General features: G+C 52.8%; 14 protein-coding genes. 13 read left to right on the top strand and 1 reads right to left on the bottom strand.

What is annotated here, in order from left to right; genetic code table 11:
• Positions 1-88: 88 nt before the first annotated feature.
• Entirely contained in the window at positions 89-1582 is a 1494-nt protein-coding gene (locus NFS31_RS17360; RefSeq protein ID WP_251497783.1) for a hypothetical protein, read from the bottom strand.
• Between the two features lie 442 nt (positions 1583-2024).
• On the opposite strand from NFS31_RS17360, the gene NFS31_RS17355 reads away from it, so the two are divergent.
• From NFS31_RS17355 to NFS31_RS17295, 13 genes are all read left to right on the top strand, one after another.
• Positions 2025-2183, top strand: coding sequence for a hypothetical protein (locus NFS31_RS17355; protein ID WP_251497780.1), 159 nt, complete (start codon positions 2025-2027; stop codon positions 2181-2183).
• A gap of 296 nt (positions 2184-2479) precedes the next feature.
• Positions 2480-4147: a hypothetical protein gene (locus NFS31_RS17350; protein WP_251497777.1), complete on the top strand. Its 1668-nt coding sequence runs from the start codon at positions 2480-2482 to the stop codon at positions 4145-4147.
• A 747-nt stretch (positions 4148-4894) separates the two neighbouring features.
• The gene (locus NFS31_RS17345) at positions 4895-5194 is read left to right on the top strand and encodes a YciI family protein (protein ID WP_251497774.1); all 300 of its coding nucleotides are present in this window, start codon (positions 4895-4897) and stop codon (positions 5192-5194) included.
• A gap of 419 nt (positions 5195-5613) precedes the next feature.
• Positions 5614-7533, top strand: coding sequence for a DNA gyrase/topoisomerase IV subunit B (locus tag NFS31_RS17340; protein WP_251497771.1), 1920 nt, complete (start codon positions 5614-5616; stop codon positions 7531-7533).
• A 26-nt stretch (positions 7534-7559) separates the two neighbouring features.
• Positions 7560-9800, top strand: a complete 2241-nt coding sequence (locus NFS31_RS17335) for a DNA gyrase/topoisomerase IV subunit A (RefSeq protein WP_251497768.1) — start codon at positions 7560-7562, stop codon at positions 9798-9800.
• Between the two features lie 251 nt (positions 9801-10051).
• On the top strand, positions 10052-10303 hold the full coding sequence (locus tag NFS31_RS17330; protein WP_251497765.1) for an HPr family phosphocarrier protein: 252 nt from the start codon (positions 10052-10054) through the stop codon (positions 10301-10303).
• Entirely contained in the window at positions 10304-11134 is an 831-nt protein-coding gene (locus NFS31_RS17325) for an HAD family hydrolase (protein WP_251497762.1), read from the top strand. It abuts the gene before it with no gap.
• Positions 11135-11665: 531 nt separating this feature from the next.
• Positions 11666-12952, top strand: a complete 1287-nt coding sequence (locus NFS31_RS17320; protein ID WP_251497759.1) for an amidohydrolase — start codon at positions 11666-11668, stop codon at positions 12950-12952.
• Between the two features lie 112 nt (positions 12953-13064).
• Positions 13065-13781, top strand: a complete 717-nt coding sequence (deoD, locus tag NFS31_RS17315; RefSeq protein ID WP_331482732.1) for a purine-nucleoside phosphorylase — start codon at positions 13065-13067, stop codon at positions 13779-13781.
• Positions 13782-13809: 28 nt separating this feature from the next.
• Positions 13810-15348 carry an ABC transporter ATP-binding protein gene (locus tag NFS31_RS17310; RefSeq protein ID WP_251497756.1) on the top strand — a complete coding sequence of 513 codons (1539 nt, stop codon included), beginning with the start codon at positions 13810-13812 and terminating at the stop codon, positions 15346-15348.
• A 1-nt stretch (position 15349) separates the two neighbouring features.
• The gene (locus NFS31_RS17305) at positions 15350-16426 is read left to right on the top strand and encodes an ABC transporter permease (RefSeq protein WP_251497753.1); all 1077 of its coding nucleotides are present in this window, start codon (positions 15350-15352) and stop codon (positions 16424-16426) included.
• A 12-nt stretch (positions 16427-16438) separates the two neighbouring features.
• Complete coding sequence (locus NFS31_RS17300; RefSeq protein WP_251497751.1) at positions 16439-17356, top strand: ABC transporter permease; 918 nt, start codon at positions 16439-16441, stop codon at positions 17354-17356.
• A gap of 203 nt (positions 17357-17559) precedes the next feature.
• Positions 17560-18747, top strand: coding sequence for a BMP family lipoprotein (locus tag NFS31_RS17295; protein ID WP_251497749.1), 1188 nt, complete (start codon positions 17560-17562; stop codon positions 18745-18747).
• Positions 18748-18847: the final 100 nt, after the last annotated feature.

Genomic DNA, 18847 nt, shown 5'->3' with positions numbered 1-18847 from the left:
GGATATGACAAGTAATAGATGATGAAAAAATGACGAACTTTAATAGACCATGCGTCAAATATGGTTTATAATGGTATTGCTTATGGAATTAAGCGGCTTGCCCAAAGAGATCTTTTAGCGGGGAAGTCTTTGGCAAAGTCCAGGCATCAAGATGTTGGCACATCATGATGGAAAACAGGCGGCAGTACCACATCATAGACGAGCGGTATCTGCCGTCTTCTAATTTATAGTCTATTTTCTCACGTTTGTTACAACGCTCAGCAGATGTCCTTGCATTGTATTCCAATTTCCATTCTGCACTGCCACGTGGCGGGTCATTGAATAGTCTTGGGTTGTCTTTTAAAACAAGATGTACGTTTCTGCCATATTTGGCATCGGAACAAGGAGTATCACAAGCGCAATGCGGCGCGCCGCCTTTGGAAGTGATTTTGGGACAGCGGTATTTGATTCGTCCTTTTTTAGGCTCGACTGCAGCTTGTTTCATAGGAAAGCCTTTGGGACATAAAGGGACCCCATCCCTGCCTATGGTGATATCATCCTTATAAACAGGAGGCCTTCCGCATTTCCAGTTAAGGTCTATAAAAGGGGTAATATCATGGGTTCTGCAGTAATCATAAAAGGGCATTGCGTCATGTGCCGAGTCGAGAAGGAGCTTTTTGACGACGGCCTGGGGAAGCATCTGCTTCATGGAAAACCAGTTATATAAGAAACCATGGGAGTCGTGCCTGGAAGCAGGACCTAAAAATGGAAAAACGGGAAGGTCCTTTTCGGAGTCAGATGCCGTCAGCATGTATAAGTCATATCCAAAGTAAAAGCGGTTACGGTGGGGATCCCAGCCAATGCCGCAGTCCGGCTGGTGACAGATGCGGTCACATTTGCAATCATGGATGCCATTTTTCCAACAGTCACAAGTACGTGTTTTACGTTCCTGGGCAGCGGTGTAAACAGGGGTTCCATCGCCAGCCGGAGCCAGTTCTTTAAGAGATATAAGATTTTGGTCAACAGAAGCCTGAAGAAAAAAGGTATGGAAGATATCCCACAGCCTTGCGCAGGGAGCCATGCCAGAAGGAGGAGATTCCTCAAACCTGCGGAATAAATCCCCGACCGTCACTTTTTCAACAGGAGAAGCCTTTTGCTCTTTGCCTTTTGGCTTAAGAGGCTTTTCTTTAGGCGGGTGAAGGGCATTGGAAAGATTTTTATGATCGGACATCCAAAGTCGTTTGTGAAAGTCATAGAAAGTACCAACACCAGGAGCGCTGCCCACAGTAAAGCCGGAAATAATGGCATGAAGAGGATTCTCTTTGAGGTCAGCAGCAAATCTGGTGTAGGAAGTTATTTTGAATTCGACAGAAACAAGAAGAGCCCGGAGCATATCGGAAGGGAGTCTTGGTTCAGGTCCAAAGACGGAATAACGGTCCTGCATAAGGGTATCCACTTCCGACAGATCAAGAGACCGGAATTTCTCAAGGATCTGCCAGGAGGAATCAGATAAAGAATTTACAGCGTTAGGATAATATTTACGAAGCTGAGTCAGAACGCGGTTCTGATAGGCGGAATGCCCGCCAATGTTAATGGGTTTCAAAGAAACACACCTCCAAATCAAAAAGTCTGTTCCGGCAGTGCCGAAAGGATATGCCTTGTTAATTAAGAGGCGCGAAGCGCCGCATTTTTTTAGGCATTTGTCAAGTGCTTTTTGAAAAAAAGGTGGAGAAAAAATAAAAAAGGACTCTCAGAAGCCGCATAAATAAAGGCTTAAAGATTCCGAGAGTCTATATTTTGGAAAAGGAGAAATAGACATATAAATTCATATATGCTAAAATTAATACATTATTTATAGATAGTTTGCAGATTCATTTTCTAAAAAACATAATCTGTGCTTCCCCAATGACATTTTATTTGACATGAATATGTTTGACTTGTAAAAAGGAAAGGCAGCTTTTAAAGCGTATCTTCCGGTTGGGCCAGGGAAGCGGCGGAATAAAAGAATGTAAAACAGTAAGGAACAAAAGAAGGGGTAAACGGGTATGAGAGAATCAATTCACAGACCGGTTTGTGCATTGCTGGCGGGTGTGATAGCAATGTCAGCCATTACCGGATGCCATAATGAACAAGCGGCGTCTTCAGTAAATTCAAATGAAAGCAATATTTCGGAAAATGAAATATACAAAACAGAAATAAAATAAATACGGCGGATTCTGTAGCAGATTGGCAAAACGAACCGCTTCAGAAAAGCTCATCTACTAGTACAGCGAATAATAAGTTTCTGACTCATGAGAACAGCCATAAATGTTGATAAATCAAGCCTTGCTGAAAACGAATGTATCAGGAACTTAATTTATGCTGTACTAGTTCTCCTCCTGAGACAACGCCGTCTTCTGAAACTTCATCAACAGATGAATCAAAAGAGAGCTTTCCTAATGAATCTTCCGAACGGGAAAGGATCGTTGCAGAAGAAGCGAAAGAGGAACATAAGAATGGAATGACAGATGAACAGAGAAACTCCCTGAATATGTTGAATTATCTGACAGTCTTAACAAAGGAAATTAATGATTCCAAAGGGAGCAGGCTGTATCTGGAGGGCGTATATAATTTACTTCTAAATAACATCTATCCAAATGCCGTGGACATGAAAACGCAGGCCCATTTGGCGAACATACTTGATACACTCGAACGATACCGAATGATTGCGGTGAAGCGTGAACGCTTGGAATACATCTATGAACAAAACCGCGCCCAGGCTATGAGGCAGGTAATACAAAGTCCCTTGAGTGTTTTGAATGATGTGCAGTCCGGCAACTGGCTTAAGAGCGCTGCGGCTGTCGTTTACATGGCCGTGGATTCTTATGCAAGCTATACGGCTTACACACAGAAAACCGATATGGAGTATCTGCAGGACGGTTGGGAGCTGGAGGATGAAGAGGCTGATGAATTACATACCAGCCGTATGCAGGCATTTACGTATATGCTGGAAATGGTAAGAGGCGATGATTTATCAGGAGATTACGCGCTGAATGAACAATCAGTGGATGCTTTCATAAAGTGGAAACATAATTCCGCCGCCCGGAGAATTGCGTTCTTTGAATCCGAGATCAATACGTACAGGGCATTTGGCCCATATTGGCTCGCATTGGCAGAGGGCTATTTTGAATCCGGGGAGTACAAAAAGTGCCTGGACGCAATCGAGGAATATGAAGCGATTTCCACGCGCATTTTCAGAAAGGATTATGAGTACGCCAAAATACTTACAATAGGCATTTCCGCCGCCAGAGAAATATATGAAACAGATGAGTATGCAGAAAAAGCAGAGAAGTATGTAAATGCGATTCTTGAGCATACGGATCATACGGACTGGGCTCTCCGTTATTTTGCCGCTGAAGTTTATCTTGACCTTTATGCGCAGACCAACCAGCCGGAGTATGAAGAAAAGGCATATAAAATCGCATTCGATAATGTCAATTATCTGGTTGACGGACAGAGGGAACGAAATGCGGCGTATCTTTCAGATGTGGTTGAAATAGAGGCACCGAAGGGCGCCACAAAACGAGAGAAGGAAGAAATAAAACAGTATAACAAGATGTTAAAGGCCGAACGAAAAACGGCATTGCCCCCTGTTAGCGAGGTGCTGTATTTAAACTGCGAGCTGCTGTTTGCGCTGGCGGACAGGCTGGATATAGGAGAAGATGAGAAAAAGAGGATAGGCAGCATTCTTCATGAAAACGGGGAGCCTCTTTTCATGGTACGTCCGCTGGATGAGAAATTTTGGTTCACAGCGGGAACAGCCTCTGTAGCGGCAGAAGATATCACGGCTGATTTTGACGGAAAGAAGTTTTCTCTTCCGGCGGTATATGTGTCTGAGCATTCCCTCCTGAAAGTGACGGTGAAGGAAGCAGAAGGGCAGACCGTCATGGATAATTGGAACATCGATGAAGTGACGAGAAAAGAGGGGGATGCGTATACGGATTTTATGGCTGTCTATACAAGTGATACGGCTAAAAAAATCAATTATGCAGACGGCATGCATATCCGGATCGAAGTTACGCCGGCAGCAGAATATCCGGATGAGACGATCGAATTTTTATATAACGTAATCGGAACAAAGAAGCTGGGCGTATTTAACGGCGTCGGATTTGAGAGGATAACAAAATGATGAACAGATCGCCGCGGCGTTTCTCACAGTTGCCATCCTATGTTCATCTTTGCCAGCAGTTTCCCTTGCATATGACGTAAACGAACATGACGCTTACCTGGAACAGGTTCTCTTCGGCAGAGAGGACTATATAACATTGCAGTAGGAAGAGATAAAGAACAAAATTATGATGCTCGAATACGCCTCTTATCTGGCCATTGACCAGTCCGGGGGCAATGGGGAAGAAAAATTAAATTTTTTGAAAAGTAAGAAGGCCAGACATCTGCCAAAACTGGCGGAGTTTGATTTGACAGGCATATTTTATGGAAATCACAGGAATTATACACACAGAGGATGGGATTATGCGTATCCGGTTCCGAAAGATGAATCGCAGGACAAGGCGAACTGGCCGGCCCGAAAGAACATACTGCGATCCACGGTAAACAAAGTTTGTGACTTCGGAGACCGGAATCAATACAGAAGAAAAATTCAGGGAATATCACGGCTATGCAAAGAGGCGAATGGAGATCCTTGTCAGTTACATCCCCCTTCTACTCAAAAATGAGACGTTCTTCAGGGAGAAGTTTTCAGATAAATCAAAAATGCATATGAAATACGACAGCTATATGTCGCATTCCATATGTTATCTTAAATTTGCAGCAAAAAGAGCGCCGCAAGGCGGACAGGGCGTTTCATTCACAATGTACTCACAAAATCAGGGGCGGAGAGACTCCGAGAGTACATTTATACAAAAACGGAGGTAACAGCATGGAAAAATGGTTATATGTCATGACCATAAAAAAGGGAAAAACGTACAACAAGGTTACAAAAGCAGTCATTACAAGACACGTAGAGAACTTAAAGCATTTAGATGAAGCGGAAAAAATCCTGCTCTGCGGTCCGCTAAAAGGCTGCCCCGGCGTAGCCGGCATGGTTATTTTCAAAACAACAAGCTACGAGGAGGCCGAGGCCCTGTGCAGGCAGGAGCCGCTTGTCACTGAGGGATATGCAACATATACGCTGGCATCCCTGCAGGTAGCGGATAAAGATAACAACTATCTGCTGTGACAATAGCAAGCGGGCGTTTTTCTTCCTGTTACTGTTCACACCCCTGCCGGGCTGTGCCCAGTAACACGCTTCGCGATGCACACAAACCGCAAAAAACGCGGTTTGGCGCCGCTGCCCTCGGGTTTTCCGTGACTTTCGCTGCGCTGCACTCACAAAAAACACCTCGCATTGGCTGGTGTGTGAACAGTAACCCCTTCCTTCCTCTTAGCTTCCCTCAAAGGAAAACCGACTTGCCAAAACCAAAATTTTATGTAATAATTATCCGCACAGGCAAGCTGCGCGGAAAAAGCGGATGGAGATTTGCACGGTACATATTACACAGGCAGTCTCCGTCTTTTTATGCACAGGCCCGCGCAGGGGAATCTGCAGCCCGGCCCTTTTGGCGGGCCGCAGGGATTTGAAGGAACAGGAGTCATTTTATGGAAAAAACACAGTATGATGCGGACAGTATCACTGTCCTGGAAGGGCTGGAGGCGGTCCGCAAGCGGCCCGGCATGTACATAGGAGGCGTGGGGACCAAGGGCTTAAACCATCTGATCTATGAGATTGTAGACAACTCGGTGGACGAACATCTGGCCGGGGAATGCAGCCTCATATGGGTCACGCTCGAGGCGGACGGCTCCTGTACGGTAAAGGATAACGGCCGGGGAATTCCGGTGGAAATGCATAAAAAGGGCGTCTCGGCGGAGCGGATTGTCTTAAGTACGCTTCATGCCGGGGGCAAGTTTGACAACAATTCCTACAAGACGAGCGGGGGCCTGCACGGGGTGGGCTCTTCGGTGGTCAACGCCCTGTCAGAGCGCCTGGACATTGAAATCTATAAAAACGGAAAGATCCACCATGACGCCTACGAGCGCGGCATCCCCGTCGTGCCGCTTAGCGAAGGCCTTCTGCCGGTGACGGGCCGGACAAAGGAGCGGGGGACGAGGATCAATTTCCTCCCGGATCCGGAGATCTTTGAAAAAACGCGGTTTAAGGCGGAGTGGCTGAAAAGCCGCCTGCACGAGACGGCGTATTTAAACCCCGGACTGACAATCTACTATGAAAATAAGCGGCCCGGCGAGGAGGAGCAGGAGGCGTTCGCGGAGCCGGAGGGGATCGTGGCCTATGTGCGGGAGTTAAACAGCGCGAAAACGCCGATCCACGACCCGATCTATTTTAAAGGCGTGTCAGAGCAGATCGAGGTGGAGGCCGCGTTCCAGTTCGTGGACGCCTTTGAGGAAAATGTGCTGGGCTTCTGCAACAATATCTTCACCCAGGAGGGCGGGACGCACCTGGCGGGCTTTAAGACGCGCTTCACGACCATGATCAACGGCTATGCCCGGGAGCTGGGTATCCTTAAGGAAAAGGACAGCAATTTCACCGGCGCGGACACGCGCAACGGCATGACGGCCGTGATCGCCGTCAAGCACCCGGATCCGATTTTTGAGGGCCAGACCAAGACCAAGCTCGCCAGCGCGGACTGCACAAAGGCGGTGACGAATGTCAGCGGAGACGAGCTCTCCCTCTATTTTGACCGCAACCTCGAAGTGCTGAAGGCCATCATCGCCTGCGCGGAGAAATCGGCGAAAATCCGGCGGGCGGAGGAAAAGGCAAAGACGAACATGCTGTCCAAATCGAGGTTTTCCTTTGACAGCAACGGAAAGCTCGCGAACTGCGAGAGCCGCGAGGCCGAAAAGTGCGAGATCTTTATCGTCGAGGGCGACTCGGCCGGCGGCTCGGCCAAGATGGGGCGCAACCGCCGCTACCAGGCCATCCTGCCCATCCGGGGAAAGATTTTAAATGTAGAAAAGGCGTCTATGGACAAGGTGCTGGCCAACGCGGAGATAAAGACCATGATCAACGCCTTTGGCTGCGGCTTTTCCGAGGGGTACGGAAACGATTTCGACATCTCCCGTCTGCGCTACCACAAGATCGTGCTCATGACCGATGCGGACGTGGACGGAAGCCATATCGACACGCTGCTTCTGACCTTTTTGTACCGCTTCATGCCGGAGCTCATCACCAACGGCCATGTCTACATCGCCATGCCGCCGCTCTACAAGGTGATCCCCAAAAAGGGTGAGGAGGAATACTTATACGATGAAAAGGCCCTGGAGCGCTACCGCAAGAGCCACAGAGGCGAATTTACCCTCCAGCGCTTTAAGGGCCTTGGGGAAATGGACGCGGAGCAGCTCTGGGAGACGACCTTAAACCCGGAAAACCGGGTGTTAAAGCGGGTGGAGATCGAGGACGCGAGGATGGCCTCTGAGATCACGGAGATGCTGATGGGCAGCGACGTGCCGCCAAGACGCCGTTTCATCTATGAGCACGCGGACGAGGCGGAGATTGACGCCTGAATGAGGAGCGGCAGGAGAGGAAGGATATGGCAGAACGAATTATAACAACCGAATACTCAGAGGAAATGCAGCGCAGCTACATGAATTACTCCATGAGCGTGATCACGGCCCGCGCCATCCCGGACGCCCGGGACGGCCTAAAGCCGGTGCAGCGGCGCGTGCTGTACGATATGAGCGAGCTGCGCTTAGGCCACGACAAGCCGCACAGGAAGTCGGCGCGTATCGTGGGAGATACCATGGGTAAATACCACCCCCACGGCGACAGCTCCATCTATGAAACCCTGGTCGTGCTGTCCCAGGAATTCAAAAAAGGAATGGCGCTGGTGGACGGGCACGGCAATTTCGGCTCCATTGAGGGGGACGGGGCCGCGGCCATGCGCTACACCGAGGCCAGGCTTAAGAAATTCGCCGAAGAGGTGTATTTAAAGGATCTGGACAAGACCGTGCGTTTTGTCCCCAACTACGACGAGACGGAACACGAGCCCGAGGTGCTCCCGGTGCGGATCCCGAACCTCCTCGTCAACGGCTCCGAGGGCATCGCGGTGGGCATGAGCACCAGCATCCCGCCCCACAACTTGGGCGAGGTCATTGACACCGTTATCGCCTACATCGACAATCCGCGCCTTGGCGCGCCGGAGCTTCTGGGCATCTTAAAAGGCCCCGATTTCCCCACAGGCGGCATTATCGCCAACCAGAGTGAGCTTCCCGCCATCTACGAGACAGGGAGCGGTAAAATAAAGCTGCGGGCAAAGATGGAGGTGGAGCTCGGAAAGCGCCGGGCGGACCGCGACAAGCTCGTCATCTCCGAGATCCCCTACACCATGATCGGGGCGGGCATCAATAAATGCCTGACGGACATCGCCGAGCTGGTGGAGACCAAAAAGCTCCCGGATGTGGTCGACATTTCCAACCAGTCAAACAAAGAGGGAATCCGCATCGTCCTGGAGCTCAAAAAAGATGCGGATATTGACAAAATCAAAAATATCCTCTACAAAAAAACCAAGCTGGAGGACACGTTCGGCGTCAACATGCTGGCCATCGTAAAAGGCCGGCCGGAAACCTTAAGCCTCACAGGGATCCTCGCCAATTACCTGGAATTTCAGTATGAGAACAATACGAGGAAATACAAAGTCCTTCTGGAAAAGGAGCTGGAAAAGAAGGAGATCCGCGAGGGCCTGATCGCAGCCTGCGACTGCATTGACTTAATCATCGCCATCCTGCGCGGCGCGAAAAACCTAAAGGACGCCAAAGCCTGCCTCATGAACGGCGACATATCCCGGATCCGCTTCCGCGCGCCGGGCTTTGAGGAAGACGCCAAAGCCCTTCATTTTACGGAAAAACAGGCGTCAGCCATCCTGGAGATGCGCCTTTACAAGCTGATCGGCCTGGAAATCCTGGCCCTTGAAAAGGAGTATAAGGAAACGCTCAAAAAGATAAAGGAATACGAGAAAATCCTTTCAGGAAAGAGCTTTATGGACGCGGTGATCAAACAGGATCTCCAGGCAATCAGAGCCGAGTTCGCCGCCCCAAGGCGGACGCAGATCGAGGACGGGTCCGAAGCCGTGTATGTGGAAACGCCGCAGGAGGTCCGCGAGGCGGTCTTTGTCATGGATCGCTTCGGCTACAGCCGTCTCCTCGACCGGGCCGTCTACGAGCGCAACCGCGAAAGCGTGGAGGCAGAGCATGCGTGCGTCATCCCCTGCCTAAGCGACGATAAGATCTGCCTGTTCACCGACACCGGGGCCCTGCACCAGGTCAAGGTATCGGACATCCCCTGCGGGAAGCTTCGCGACAAAGGCACGCCGATTGACAATTTAAGCAAATTTGACGGGACGAAAGAGCACCCGGTGTATGTCATAAACCGCGCGGCGCTCTTGAAAGAAACGCTGCTGTTTGCCACCCGGGAGGCCATGGTAAAGCTCGTACCCGGAACAGAATTCGAGACAAACAACCGGACCGTGGCCGCCACCAGGCTCCAGGAGGGCGATCAGCTCCTCAGTATCCAGCCGGCGGGAGGCAAAAACGACATTGTCCTGCAGACCGCGGGCGGCGTATTCTTACGCTTTCCGCTGGAGGAGATTTCGGTCCTTAAGAAAAACTCCAGAGGCGTGCGCGGCATCCGCTTAGAAGAGGGGGATGAGCTGGGCGCGGTCTACCTCCTTGGCCCGGACGGGGATCAGACTGCGGTCTATAAAGAAAAAACCGTGCATTTAAACCGCCTCAAGATCGGAAAGCGGGATGGGAAAGGGAGCAAAGCGCGCGTATAGGAGACGCCGCGGCTGTTCTGTCACAGTTCAGATAATCTCTGAACTGTGACGCTGTTTCGGACAATTTCGTCAGTTTATCCAAAAAAATGAAGAAATATTATACAAAATGCCTATTTACAAATCTCTGAATCTGGTATATCATTCCCTCAGAACTGAAATCGATATCACAAAACGAACATAGATGTAAAAATGAAACGCCGGAAAAAGGAGGCGTCCGCAGATTAAAATAAAGAAAGGAAGGAAATCAGGTTATGCAGAAAATGTATGTAAAATTCAATGATGTGGAGCAGGTGAAGCATTTTGTAAATGTGGTGAACAGGGTGGAAGCGAATTTTGAAATCGGTTCCGGAAAAAGAGTCGTTGACCCGCGCTCCATACTGGGCGTATTTTCACTTGACTTAACACAGCCGCAGGAGCTCCGGTGTGATTCCGACGAGCTGCCGTTGGCTGATGCGTTCATGGCGTTTCACTGCAATGAAGACCGGCGTGCAGAGAGGGTGTAAATGGAACGCAGAATCATCTTTCTGGACATCGACGGGACGCTCACAGAGCCGGGCAGGAACGAGCCGCCCGAATCGGCGGCGGAAGCGGTCCGCCGGGCCAGGGAGCGCGGACACTGCGTATTCCTGTGTACCGGGAGGAACTATGACATGCTCCTCCCGCTTTTAAATTACGGATTTGACGGAGTCGTGGCGAGCTCTGGCGGCTATATCGAGTTCGGAAGGGCGATCCTCTACGACTGTCCCATGACCGGGAAGCAGCAGGAACGCGCCATGCGGATCTTAAGAGAGAGAGGAATCTACTGCACGGTAGAGTGCATGGACGGCTCCTATACGGACGAGGGCTTTAAAGAGTACCTTCGCGCCCATGCCTCGCAGGCAGGCTACAGCGACTTGCTCCGCTGGAGGGAGCAGCTCGAGGAATCCTTACATATCCGCCCCATGCGGGAATACCGGGGCCAGCCCGTGTATAAGATCGTTGTCATGAGCCCCTCGAAAGAAGCCTTCACAGAGGCCGGAGAGCTCCTGGCCGCTGACTTTGACCTCTGTATACAGGAAGAAAACAGGAATGGATTTACAGGCGCAGAAATCGTCAACCGCCAGTTTGACAAAGGACGGGCGGTAAAACGCGTGTGCGAATACCTTGGCGTCCCGCTCAATGCCTCCGTGGCGATTGGCGACAGCATGAACGATAAAGAGATGCTTGAGACAGCCGGGCTGTCGATCTGTATGGGAAACGGCAGCGAAGCGCTCAAGCGCCTGGCCGACGACGTGTGCCCGTCCGTGCGGGAGGATGGGATTTACCACGCGTTCCGGAAGCATCAGTTGATATGATGGCGCGGGCAGAAGAAAGCCGCAACCCGGATCAAAATCATTTTTAGAAGTCATTTCAGAAATCCGTCTGGAATATGCATTGACTTCATCCCGCCAAAGTGATATGATAAAGCTATAATAAAAAGGGCGGCGGATAACGCCGCCCTAAGGCCATTAATGATTGCACATGCAATCATCATCTGACCCATCACGCTCTAGTACGCCGTTTTTTAATTCCTCATATACTAAGCACTCGCTATTTGCATCATTACCGCGTTGTCGTCAGTCAACGATGCCACCGCATCGTCTCCTTCGATCCCCATCCCCGGCCGCTGCATCCATCCCGGCTTTATCCAGCTAATCACCCTCGCTGATTCCAAATTCACCCCCTAACCGCGCTTTAAAAACTGTCAATAAAGAACTTGTGCAAAGCGCGCAGGATTTTTCTTGACAGCTCCTAAATTATTTGACATTGATCCGCCAATGTGATAAATTATTATTAAAATCAAAGAGCCGCGACCGGAAAGAGCGGCATGCCGGCGGAGGGCAGTGATGATGGAGAGATTCGACTATTCAGAGGACATAAAAGCATGTATCGGGAGGAACCGGGAGGAGATTGTGCGTCTGGGGCGCGAATTATTTCGCTTCCCTGAACCTGGCTTCAGGGAAGTGAAATCAAACGAGATTCTCACTTCTTTTTTATTCCGAAACGGAATCCCGGTCCAAAACGGCCTTGCTCTCACCGGGCTGCGGGCTGATCTCGGGAGCGGGGACGGCTATCACATCGCCCTGGTGGCGGATATGGACGCCCTTCTTATTAAAACCGGGGACAGAGAGCTTGCGATCCACTCCTGCGGGCACAGCGTCCAGACCGCCGTGCTGGCCGGCGTGATGAAGATGTTAAAGGAAAGCGGCCTTGTGGACAGGCTGGGCGGGACGGTCAGCTTTATCGCCGCCCCGGCAGAGGAGTTTATCGACTTAGAGTACAGGAAAGAGCTGGTGAGGGAGGGAAAGATCCGCTATCTGTCCGGCAAGCAGAACCTGATCGCGGACGGCGTGTTTGACGATATCGACTGCGTGATCTCCATGCACATAAACGGGGACAGCGGCACGCTCTTTGACGTGGGTTCAGCCCTCGCGGGCTTTATGGTAAAGCGGGCCGTCTTCACCGGACAGGCCGCCCATTCCGGCGCGGCTCCGCATCTGGGCCGCAACGCGCTGCACGGGGCCAGCCTGTGCATGGACGCCATTGCTTATATGAAGGATCAGTTCCCGAAGGAGGCAGGGCTTTCGCTGCACCCGGTTCTCACCTCTGTAAGCGGCGGCGTGAATATCATTCCGGACCGGGCGGTTCTCGAGAGCTACATCCGGGCCAATACCCTGGATCAGCTCCTGGAGGCGGGAGAGAAGTTCGACCGGTGCGCAATCCACTGTGCAAAGGCTTTGGGACTGGAATGCGCGATCGGGAACGAGACGGGCTACATGCCGCTGAAGCAGTCGGATGCGTTAAACACCGTCGTGCTGCGGCAGATGAAAAAGCTCTGCGGGGACGATGCGATCGTGCGAAACGTCGTTTCCGGGGCCTCGGGCGACGTGGGCGATCTGGGTTATCTGCTCCCCACGGTACAGTTTGGCTTCTCCGGCGTAAAGGGCCGGATCCACAGCGGCGATTTTGCGATCGCAGATGAAGAAAACGCCTATATCCGCACCGCGCAGGTCGTGCTCGGAACGGTCTGCGAGCTTCTGGCCAACCCGGATTTGCAGGTCAGAAACGGGGATTTCGCAGAGCGGAAGGCCTATTACTTAAAGCGCTGGCTGCGTCAGGACAGCGGCCGCTGATGCAGCACACGGGGGACGTTCCCCCTGCCCGATAGTAAGGATCTGTCCCGAAATTAATTGCGAATTTATTTTGAGACAGTTCTCAAGCATACATTTTTAAAGGAGGACGATTATGTCAAACAACATTCCAACCCCCCACATCGCGGCAAAAGAGGGCGAGATCGCGGAGACGATCCTGCTGCCGGGCGATCCGCTGCGCGCGCAGTACATCGCGGAGCATTTTCTGACTGATCCGGTTCAGTTTAACGCTACCAGGAATATGTTCGGCTATACGGGAACCTATAAGGGAAAACGTGTTTCCGTCATGGGAACCGGGATGGGATGTCCGTCGATCGGCATCTATTCCTATGAACTGATCCATTTCTACGGGTGCAAAAATTTAATCCGCGTCGGGACCGCGGGCGCGATGCGCCCGGAGGTGAAGGTGCGTGACATGGTGTTTGGCATGGGCGCATGCACCACGTCCAATTATGTAAAGCAGTTCAGGCTGCCGGGCGATTATTCCTGCATCTGCAGCTTTGAGCTTCTGGAAAAGGCGGTCCGCGCGGCGGGGGATAAGGGGCTCGCCTACCATGTGGGCAATATCTTAAGCTCTGACATGTTCTACAATCCGTCCATCCCGCCCATGGGCGTCACCTGGGATCAGATGGGCGTCCTGGCTGTGGAGATGGAGGCCGCCGCGCTGTACAGCAACGCCGCCTATGCGGGCGTCAATGCGCTGTGCATCCTGACCATATCGGATTCGGCCGTGACCGGGGAAGCCACGACGGCCGAGGAACGCCAGACCACGTTTACGAACATGATGGAAGTGGCCCTGGAACTGGCCTGACAGGGGATCATGCAAAAAGGGGATAACGATGGCAGAGGAAATTTTACGGGTCGAGGATCTGACAAAAATCTATCCGGGCGGAGTTCTCGCCAATTATAATATCAATTTCAGCGTCAACCGGGGCGAGATCCACGCCCTGGTGGGGGAAAACGGCGCCGGAAAGTCCACCCTGATGAAGATGCTGTTTGGAATCGAGGAGATCACCAGCGGGAAGGTGTTCCTTCACGGCAAGGAGGTACATTTCAGCTCCAGCAAGGACGCGATCGCGCACGGGATCGGGATGGTGCATCAGCACATGATGCTGGCGCCGTCCCTGACCGTGGCGGAAAACCTGGTCCTGGGGATCGAGAAGAAAAAGGGCCTGTTCCTGGATAAGAAAAAGGCGATCGAGGAGACGGAGGCCATTTCAAAAAAATACAACCTCCATGTGGACGCGGGGAAACGGGTGCGCGACATCTCGATCGGGATGAAACAGAAGCTGGAGATCTTAAAAACTATGTACCGCGGGGCCAGTATCATCATTCTGGACGAGCCCACGGCGGTTCTGGCGCCGCAGGAGACAGAGGAGCTGTTCGAGCAGCTTCTGAACCTGAAAAAAGAGGGCTATACCATCCTCTTCATCTCGCACAAGCTGCACGAGGTGAAATATCTCTGCGACCGCTTAACGGTCTTAAAGGACGGGCGTTCCATAAAGACCTGCGATGCAGCGGATGTGACGCCGGAGGAGATATCGAGGCTCATGGTAGGCCGCGATGTAAAACTCGAATACGAGAAGACGAAAAAGGAGTTCGGCGGGCGCATCCTGCGCGTGGAACATTTAAATTATACGGACAAATTCGGCTCAAAGAAGGTGGACGACTTAAACTTTTCCCTGCGCGAGGGGGAGGTGCTCGGCATCGCCGGCATCGAGGGCAACGGCCAGAAGGAGGCCATGGAGATCCTGACCGGGAACCGGAAGGCGGAGAGCGGCTCCGTGCTCTATAAGGGGCAGAACCTCTGTGAAAAGAGCATTGCCGAAAACCGGGCGCTCGGCATTTCCCATGTGCCGGAGGACCGGCATCTGGACGGCAGCGCGCCGGAGATGAGCGTGCGCGACAACCTGATCGCCGCAAGCCTTACAAGGCTCTCGAAAAAGGCGATCCTTGATACCACGGCCATTGAGGAATACTGTGCCTCGTGCGTGCGGGACTTTAAGGTCAAGACCGCGAGCCTTGATATCAGCATCAGGAGCCTGTCCGGCGGCAATATCCAGAAGGCCATTGTCGCGCGGGAGTTCACGGCCGGGGCGGATGTGATCGTGTTAAACCAGCCCACCCGCGGCGTGGATGTGGGCGCCATGGAATTTATCCACAAAAAGATCCTGGATATGCGGGAGGAGAAAAAGTCCCTGATCCTCGTCAGCGCGGATCTGGCGGAATTAAAGGCTCTAAGCGATCGGATCATCGTGTTCCATCAGGGGCGGGTCGCGGGCGTTTTGTCCGATGTCCCGAATGTGACGGAAGAGGAGCTGGGCCTTTATATGCTGGGCTTAAAACACGATCCCAAAGAGATCCTTGAGGAGGCGTAAGATGAATAAGAAAAAACGATTTGACTGGTACGGCGTCATCCGCGTAACGGCCTCCATCCTGATTTCCCTGGTCATCGCGGCGGTCATCATCTTTGCCGTAGCCGACGATCCGGCCACGGCCCTGCACAAGTTTTTGCTGGGGCCGTTTTCAACCAAACGGAACTTTTTCAATGTCATAGAAACCATGATCCCGCTGGTTTTCTGCGGGCTGGCCATCAATGTCATGCACAAGAGCGGCCTGTTTTCCATGGTGGCGGACAGCTCCTTTTACTTTGCGGGCGTCGTGGCCGCCAGCCTTGCGATCGCCTGCCCGATGCCGAATATCCTCCATCAGATCGTCATCCTCGCGGCCGCGACGGCGGTGGGCGGCGTCATCGGCGTGATCCCGGTCCTGATTAAGAAAAAGACCGGGGCCAATGAGCTGGTGATTTCCCTGATGATGAACTATATCTTCTTCAACTTCGGGTACTGGCTGATCCGCAACTGTTTCCTGGACGCCTCCAACGGCTCGTTTTCCATCGGCTTTGCGCCGACGGCCAGCCTTGGAAAGCTCCTGAAGGGCACGAACACGCATTTCGGCCTTTTCATCATGCTGGCCGCCGTGGTTTTCATGTGGATCCTGATGGATAAGTCGAAATTCGGGCGCGCGCTGCAGATTACCGGCGCGAACGAAAATTTTGCCCGCTATGCGGGCATCCGGATCGGCGGCGTGGTGCTGGGCTCCCAGCTCATCGGCGGCATGCTGGCCGGTTTGGGCGGCGGCGTGGAGATGATCGGCATGTATAAGAAATTCCAGTGGATCACAGCCCAGACGTACGTGTGGGACGGTATCCTCATCAACCTTCTGGCAGGGACGAAGCCGCTTATGATCCCGGTATCGGCCTTCTTTATTTCGTATATCCGGATCGGCGCGCTCGTGATGTCAAGGGGAGGCGATGTCGATTCGGAGATTGTATCCATCATACAGGGCATCATGATCATGCTGATCGCATCCGAGCGGTTCCTGTACCGGCTCAAGAAGAACAAAGAGGAAAAAGAGGCGCTGCAGAATCAGGCGGCTGAGGCAGTGGAAGCGTAAAGGAGGGGGAACATGAGCTTTCTGACAAATCTTGATTTCTGGTTTACCACGCTCCGCTGTACGACGCCGGTGCTGTTTGCCACCATGGCGGCCCTGATCGCGAGCCGGTCCGGCATGCTCAACCTTGGGCTTGAGGGGGCGATGACCGTCGCCGCGCTCTGCGGCGTCCTGGGGAGCGGCTTTACAGGCAGCCTTTTCGCCGGGGCGCTCTGCGGCCTTGCGGCGGGGACGGCCTTTACCATGCTTTTGGCGTATTTTGTGCAGCATTTAAAGGCGAACCGGGTGGTGTCCGGCGTGGCGCTTAACCTGGCGGCCAGCGGCGGCTCGGTCTTTTGCCTGTATTCCATCACAGGAGACAAAAATGCCAGCAATTCCCTGGCCTCCGCGGCGTTTCCGGCATTTGATATTCCGGTGCTTAAGGCGATCCCGGGGATTGGGGATATCGTCTCAGGACATAACTGTTTGACTTATGTGGCATTTATTGTTACAATTTTACTATTCATTGTGCTGAATAAAACAGCCTTTGGCATCCACATCCGGGCCGTGGGCGAATCGGAGGAGGCCGCCCGCTCAGTGGGAATCAATGTGGAGAAGATCCGCTACCAGGCTATGCTTCTGAGCGGCCTTTTAGCTTCCCTTGGCGGCATGTACCTTTCCATGGGCTATGTCAACCGCTTTACCTCCGGCATGGTGGCCGGGCGCGGCTATATCGCCCTGGCCACGAACGCCATGGCGGCCGGCAACGCGCTGATGGGCATGGTCAGCTCCGTCCTCTACGGCTTTGGGAGCGGCATATCCATCTATCTGCAGAACAACAACGTGGATCCATACCTCATTACCATGGTTCCGTATGCGTCCATCATCGTGTTCTATGTGCTGTTCAGCTTCTATTACAAGGTGAAGCGCCAGGGAGAGGATTCACTGTCATAACAAGCAGATATCAACGGGCGTTCCTGCAGCCTTTGCGCAGCGCAAAGAGGGTGTGATCGTTCATGTAGCAGCAGCGGGCGCTGCTGTATACAGCCCGGCAGGAATATGGACAGCAGCCATCTGCAGGACGCCCCTGATATATATACCGCAGCCCTGGAGGCATTGCCTTCACGGCTGCCAGTCTTTATGTTCAAGGAGGATTTATGAAAAAATCAATCAGAAAAGCAGCAGCCATTGCCCTTACGGCCGCCATGGCCGTTTCCATGACCGCCTGCGGCGGCGGTTCGGATGCCCCGGCAGAGACAAAGGCCCAGGATGAGGCGGCAAATCCGGCTCCGGAGAAAGGGGAGGCGGAAAACGGCGGGGAAGCCGCCGCCGCGGACGGCGAAAAGCTCAAGCTGACCCTGTGCATCGGCCGGAAGAATGATTTGTCATTCCAGCAGTCGGCTTATGAGGGGACCGTGCGGATCCAGGAGGAGATGGGCGATCGGTTTGAGATCAATGTAGTCGAGATGGGAGACGACACGACCAAATGGCAGGCGGCCTTCTATGACGCGGCGGACAGCGGCGCGGATATCATCGTGGGCACCGGTTTCCAGAATAAGGAGAACTTTGAGACCATCCCGCAGGAATACCCGGATACGAAATTCATCCTTTTCGATCAGGATGTGGATTACAGCGTCGGCGATCTGAGCAATGTGCTGACCGTGCTGTTTGACTCCAACCAGTCAGGCTTTCTGGCCGGCGCGGTTGCGGCTTACTACACGACCGGGGAGAATGCGGCCAACACGGACAAGACCATCGGCTTTGTGGGCGGCACGGAGAGCACAACCATCAATAATTTCATGGTAGGCTATGCCGAGGGCGCGAAGTACGTGGATCCGGAGATCAAGATTTTAACCGCTTTTGTCGGCGATTTCATGGATACCGCAAAGGCCAAGGATCTGACGAACGCCCAGATTTCCGAGGGCGCGGATATCGTTTTCCAGGTAGCGGGCGGCGCTGGCAACGGCGTGATCGAGGCGGCCGCGGAGAAGGACGGCGTGATGGCCATCGGCGTGGACAGCGACCAGTATCTGGCGCTGGAGGGCTCGAACCTGCAGCCGTCTGTCATCACCTCCAGCTTAAAGCGCCTGGACAACGCGTTATTTAAGATTTGCTCCGATTACGTGAAGGATCCGTCCTCCGTACCCTTTGGGAGCACGGCAACCTTCGGCCTGGAGGATGACGCGGTCGGGATCGTGTTTAATGAAAACCTGACAAAGAGCATCGGCGAGGAAAATGTGGCAAAAGTGGAAGAGATTCTGGCAAAGATCCAGAGCGGCGAGATTGTTGTTTCTGCCGCGGCTGATCTGACGGCCGATGAGATTAAGGCGATTGTAAACGAGTAAGAGAAAGAAAACGGCGCGGCGCGCAGGGAGATCCCTGTGCGGCGGCATGCGCAGAGGATGGGGACGAAGGCGGGAAAGGCGTTCTGCGGCCCCATTTTCG

The sequence above is a fragment of the Otoolea muris genome (assembly GCF_943193115.1).
In the GTDB taxonomy this organism is placed as follows: Bacteria; Bacillota; Clostridia; order Lachnospirales; family Lachnospiraceae; genus Otoolea; species Otoolea muris.
The sequence above is the reverse complement of the archived record's forward strand: the minus strand, read 5'-3'. Positions and strand labels throughout refer to the sequence as shown.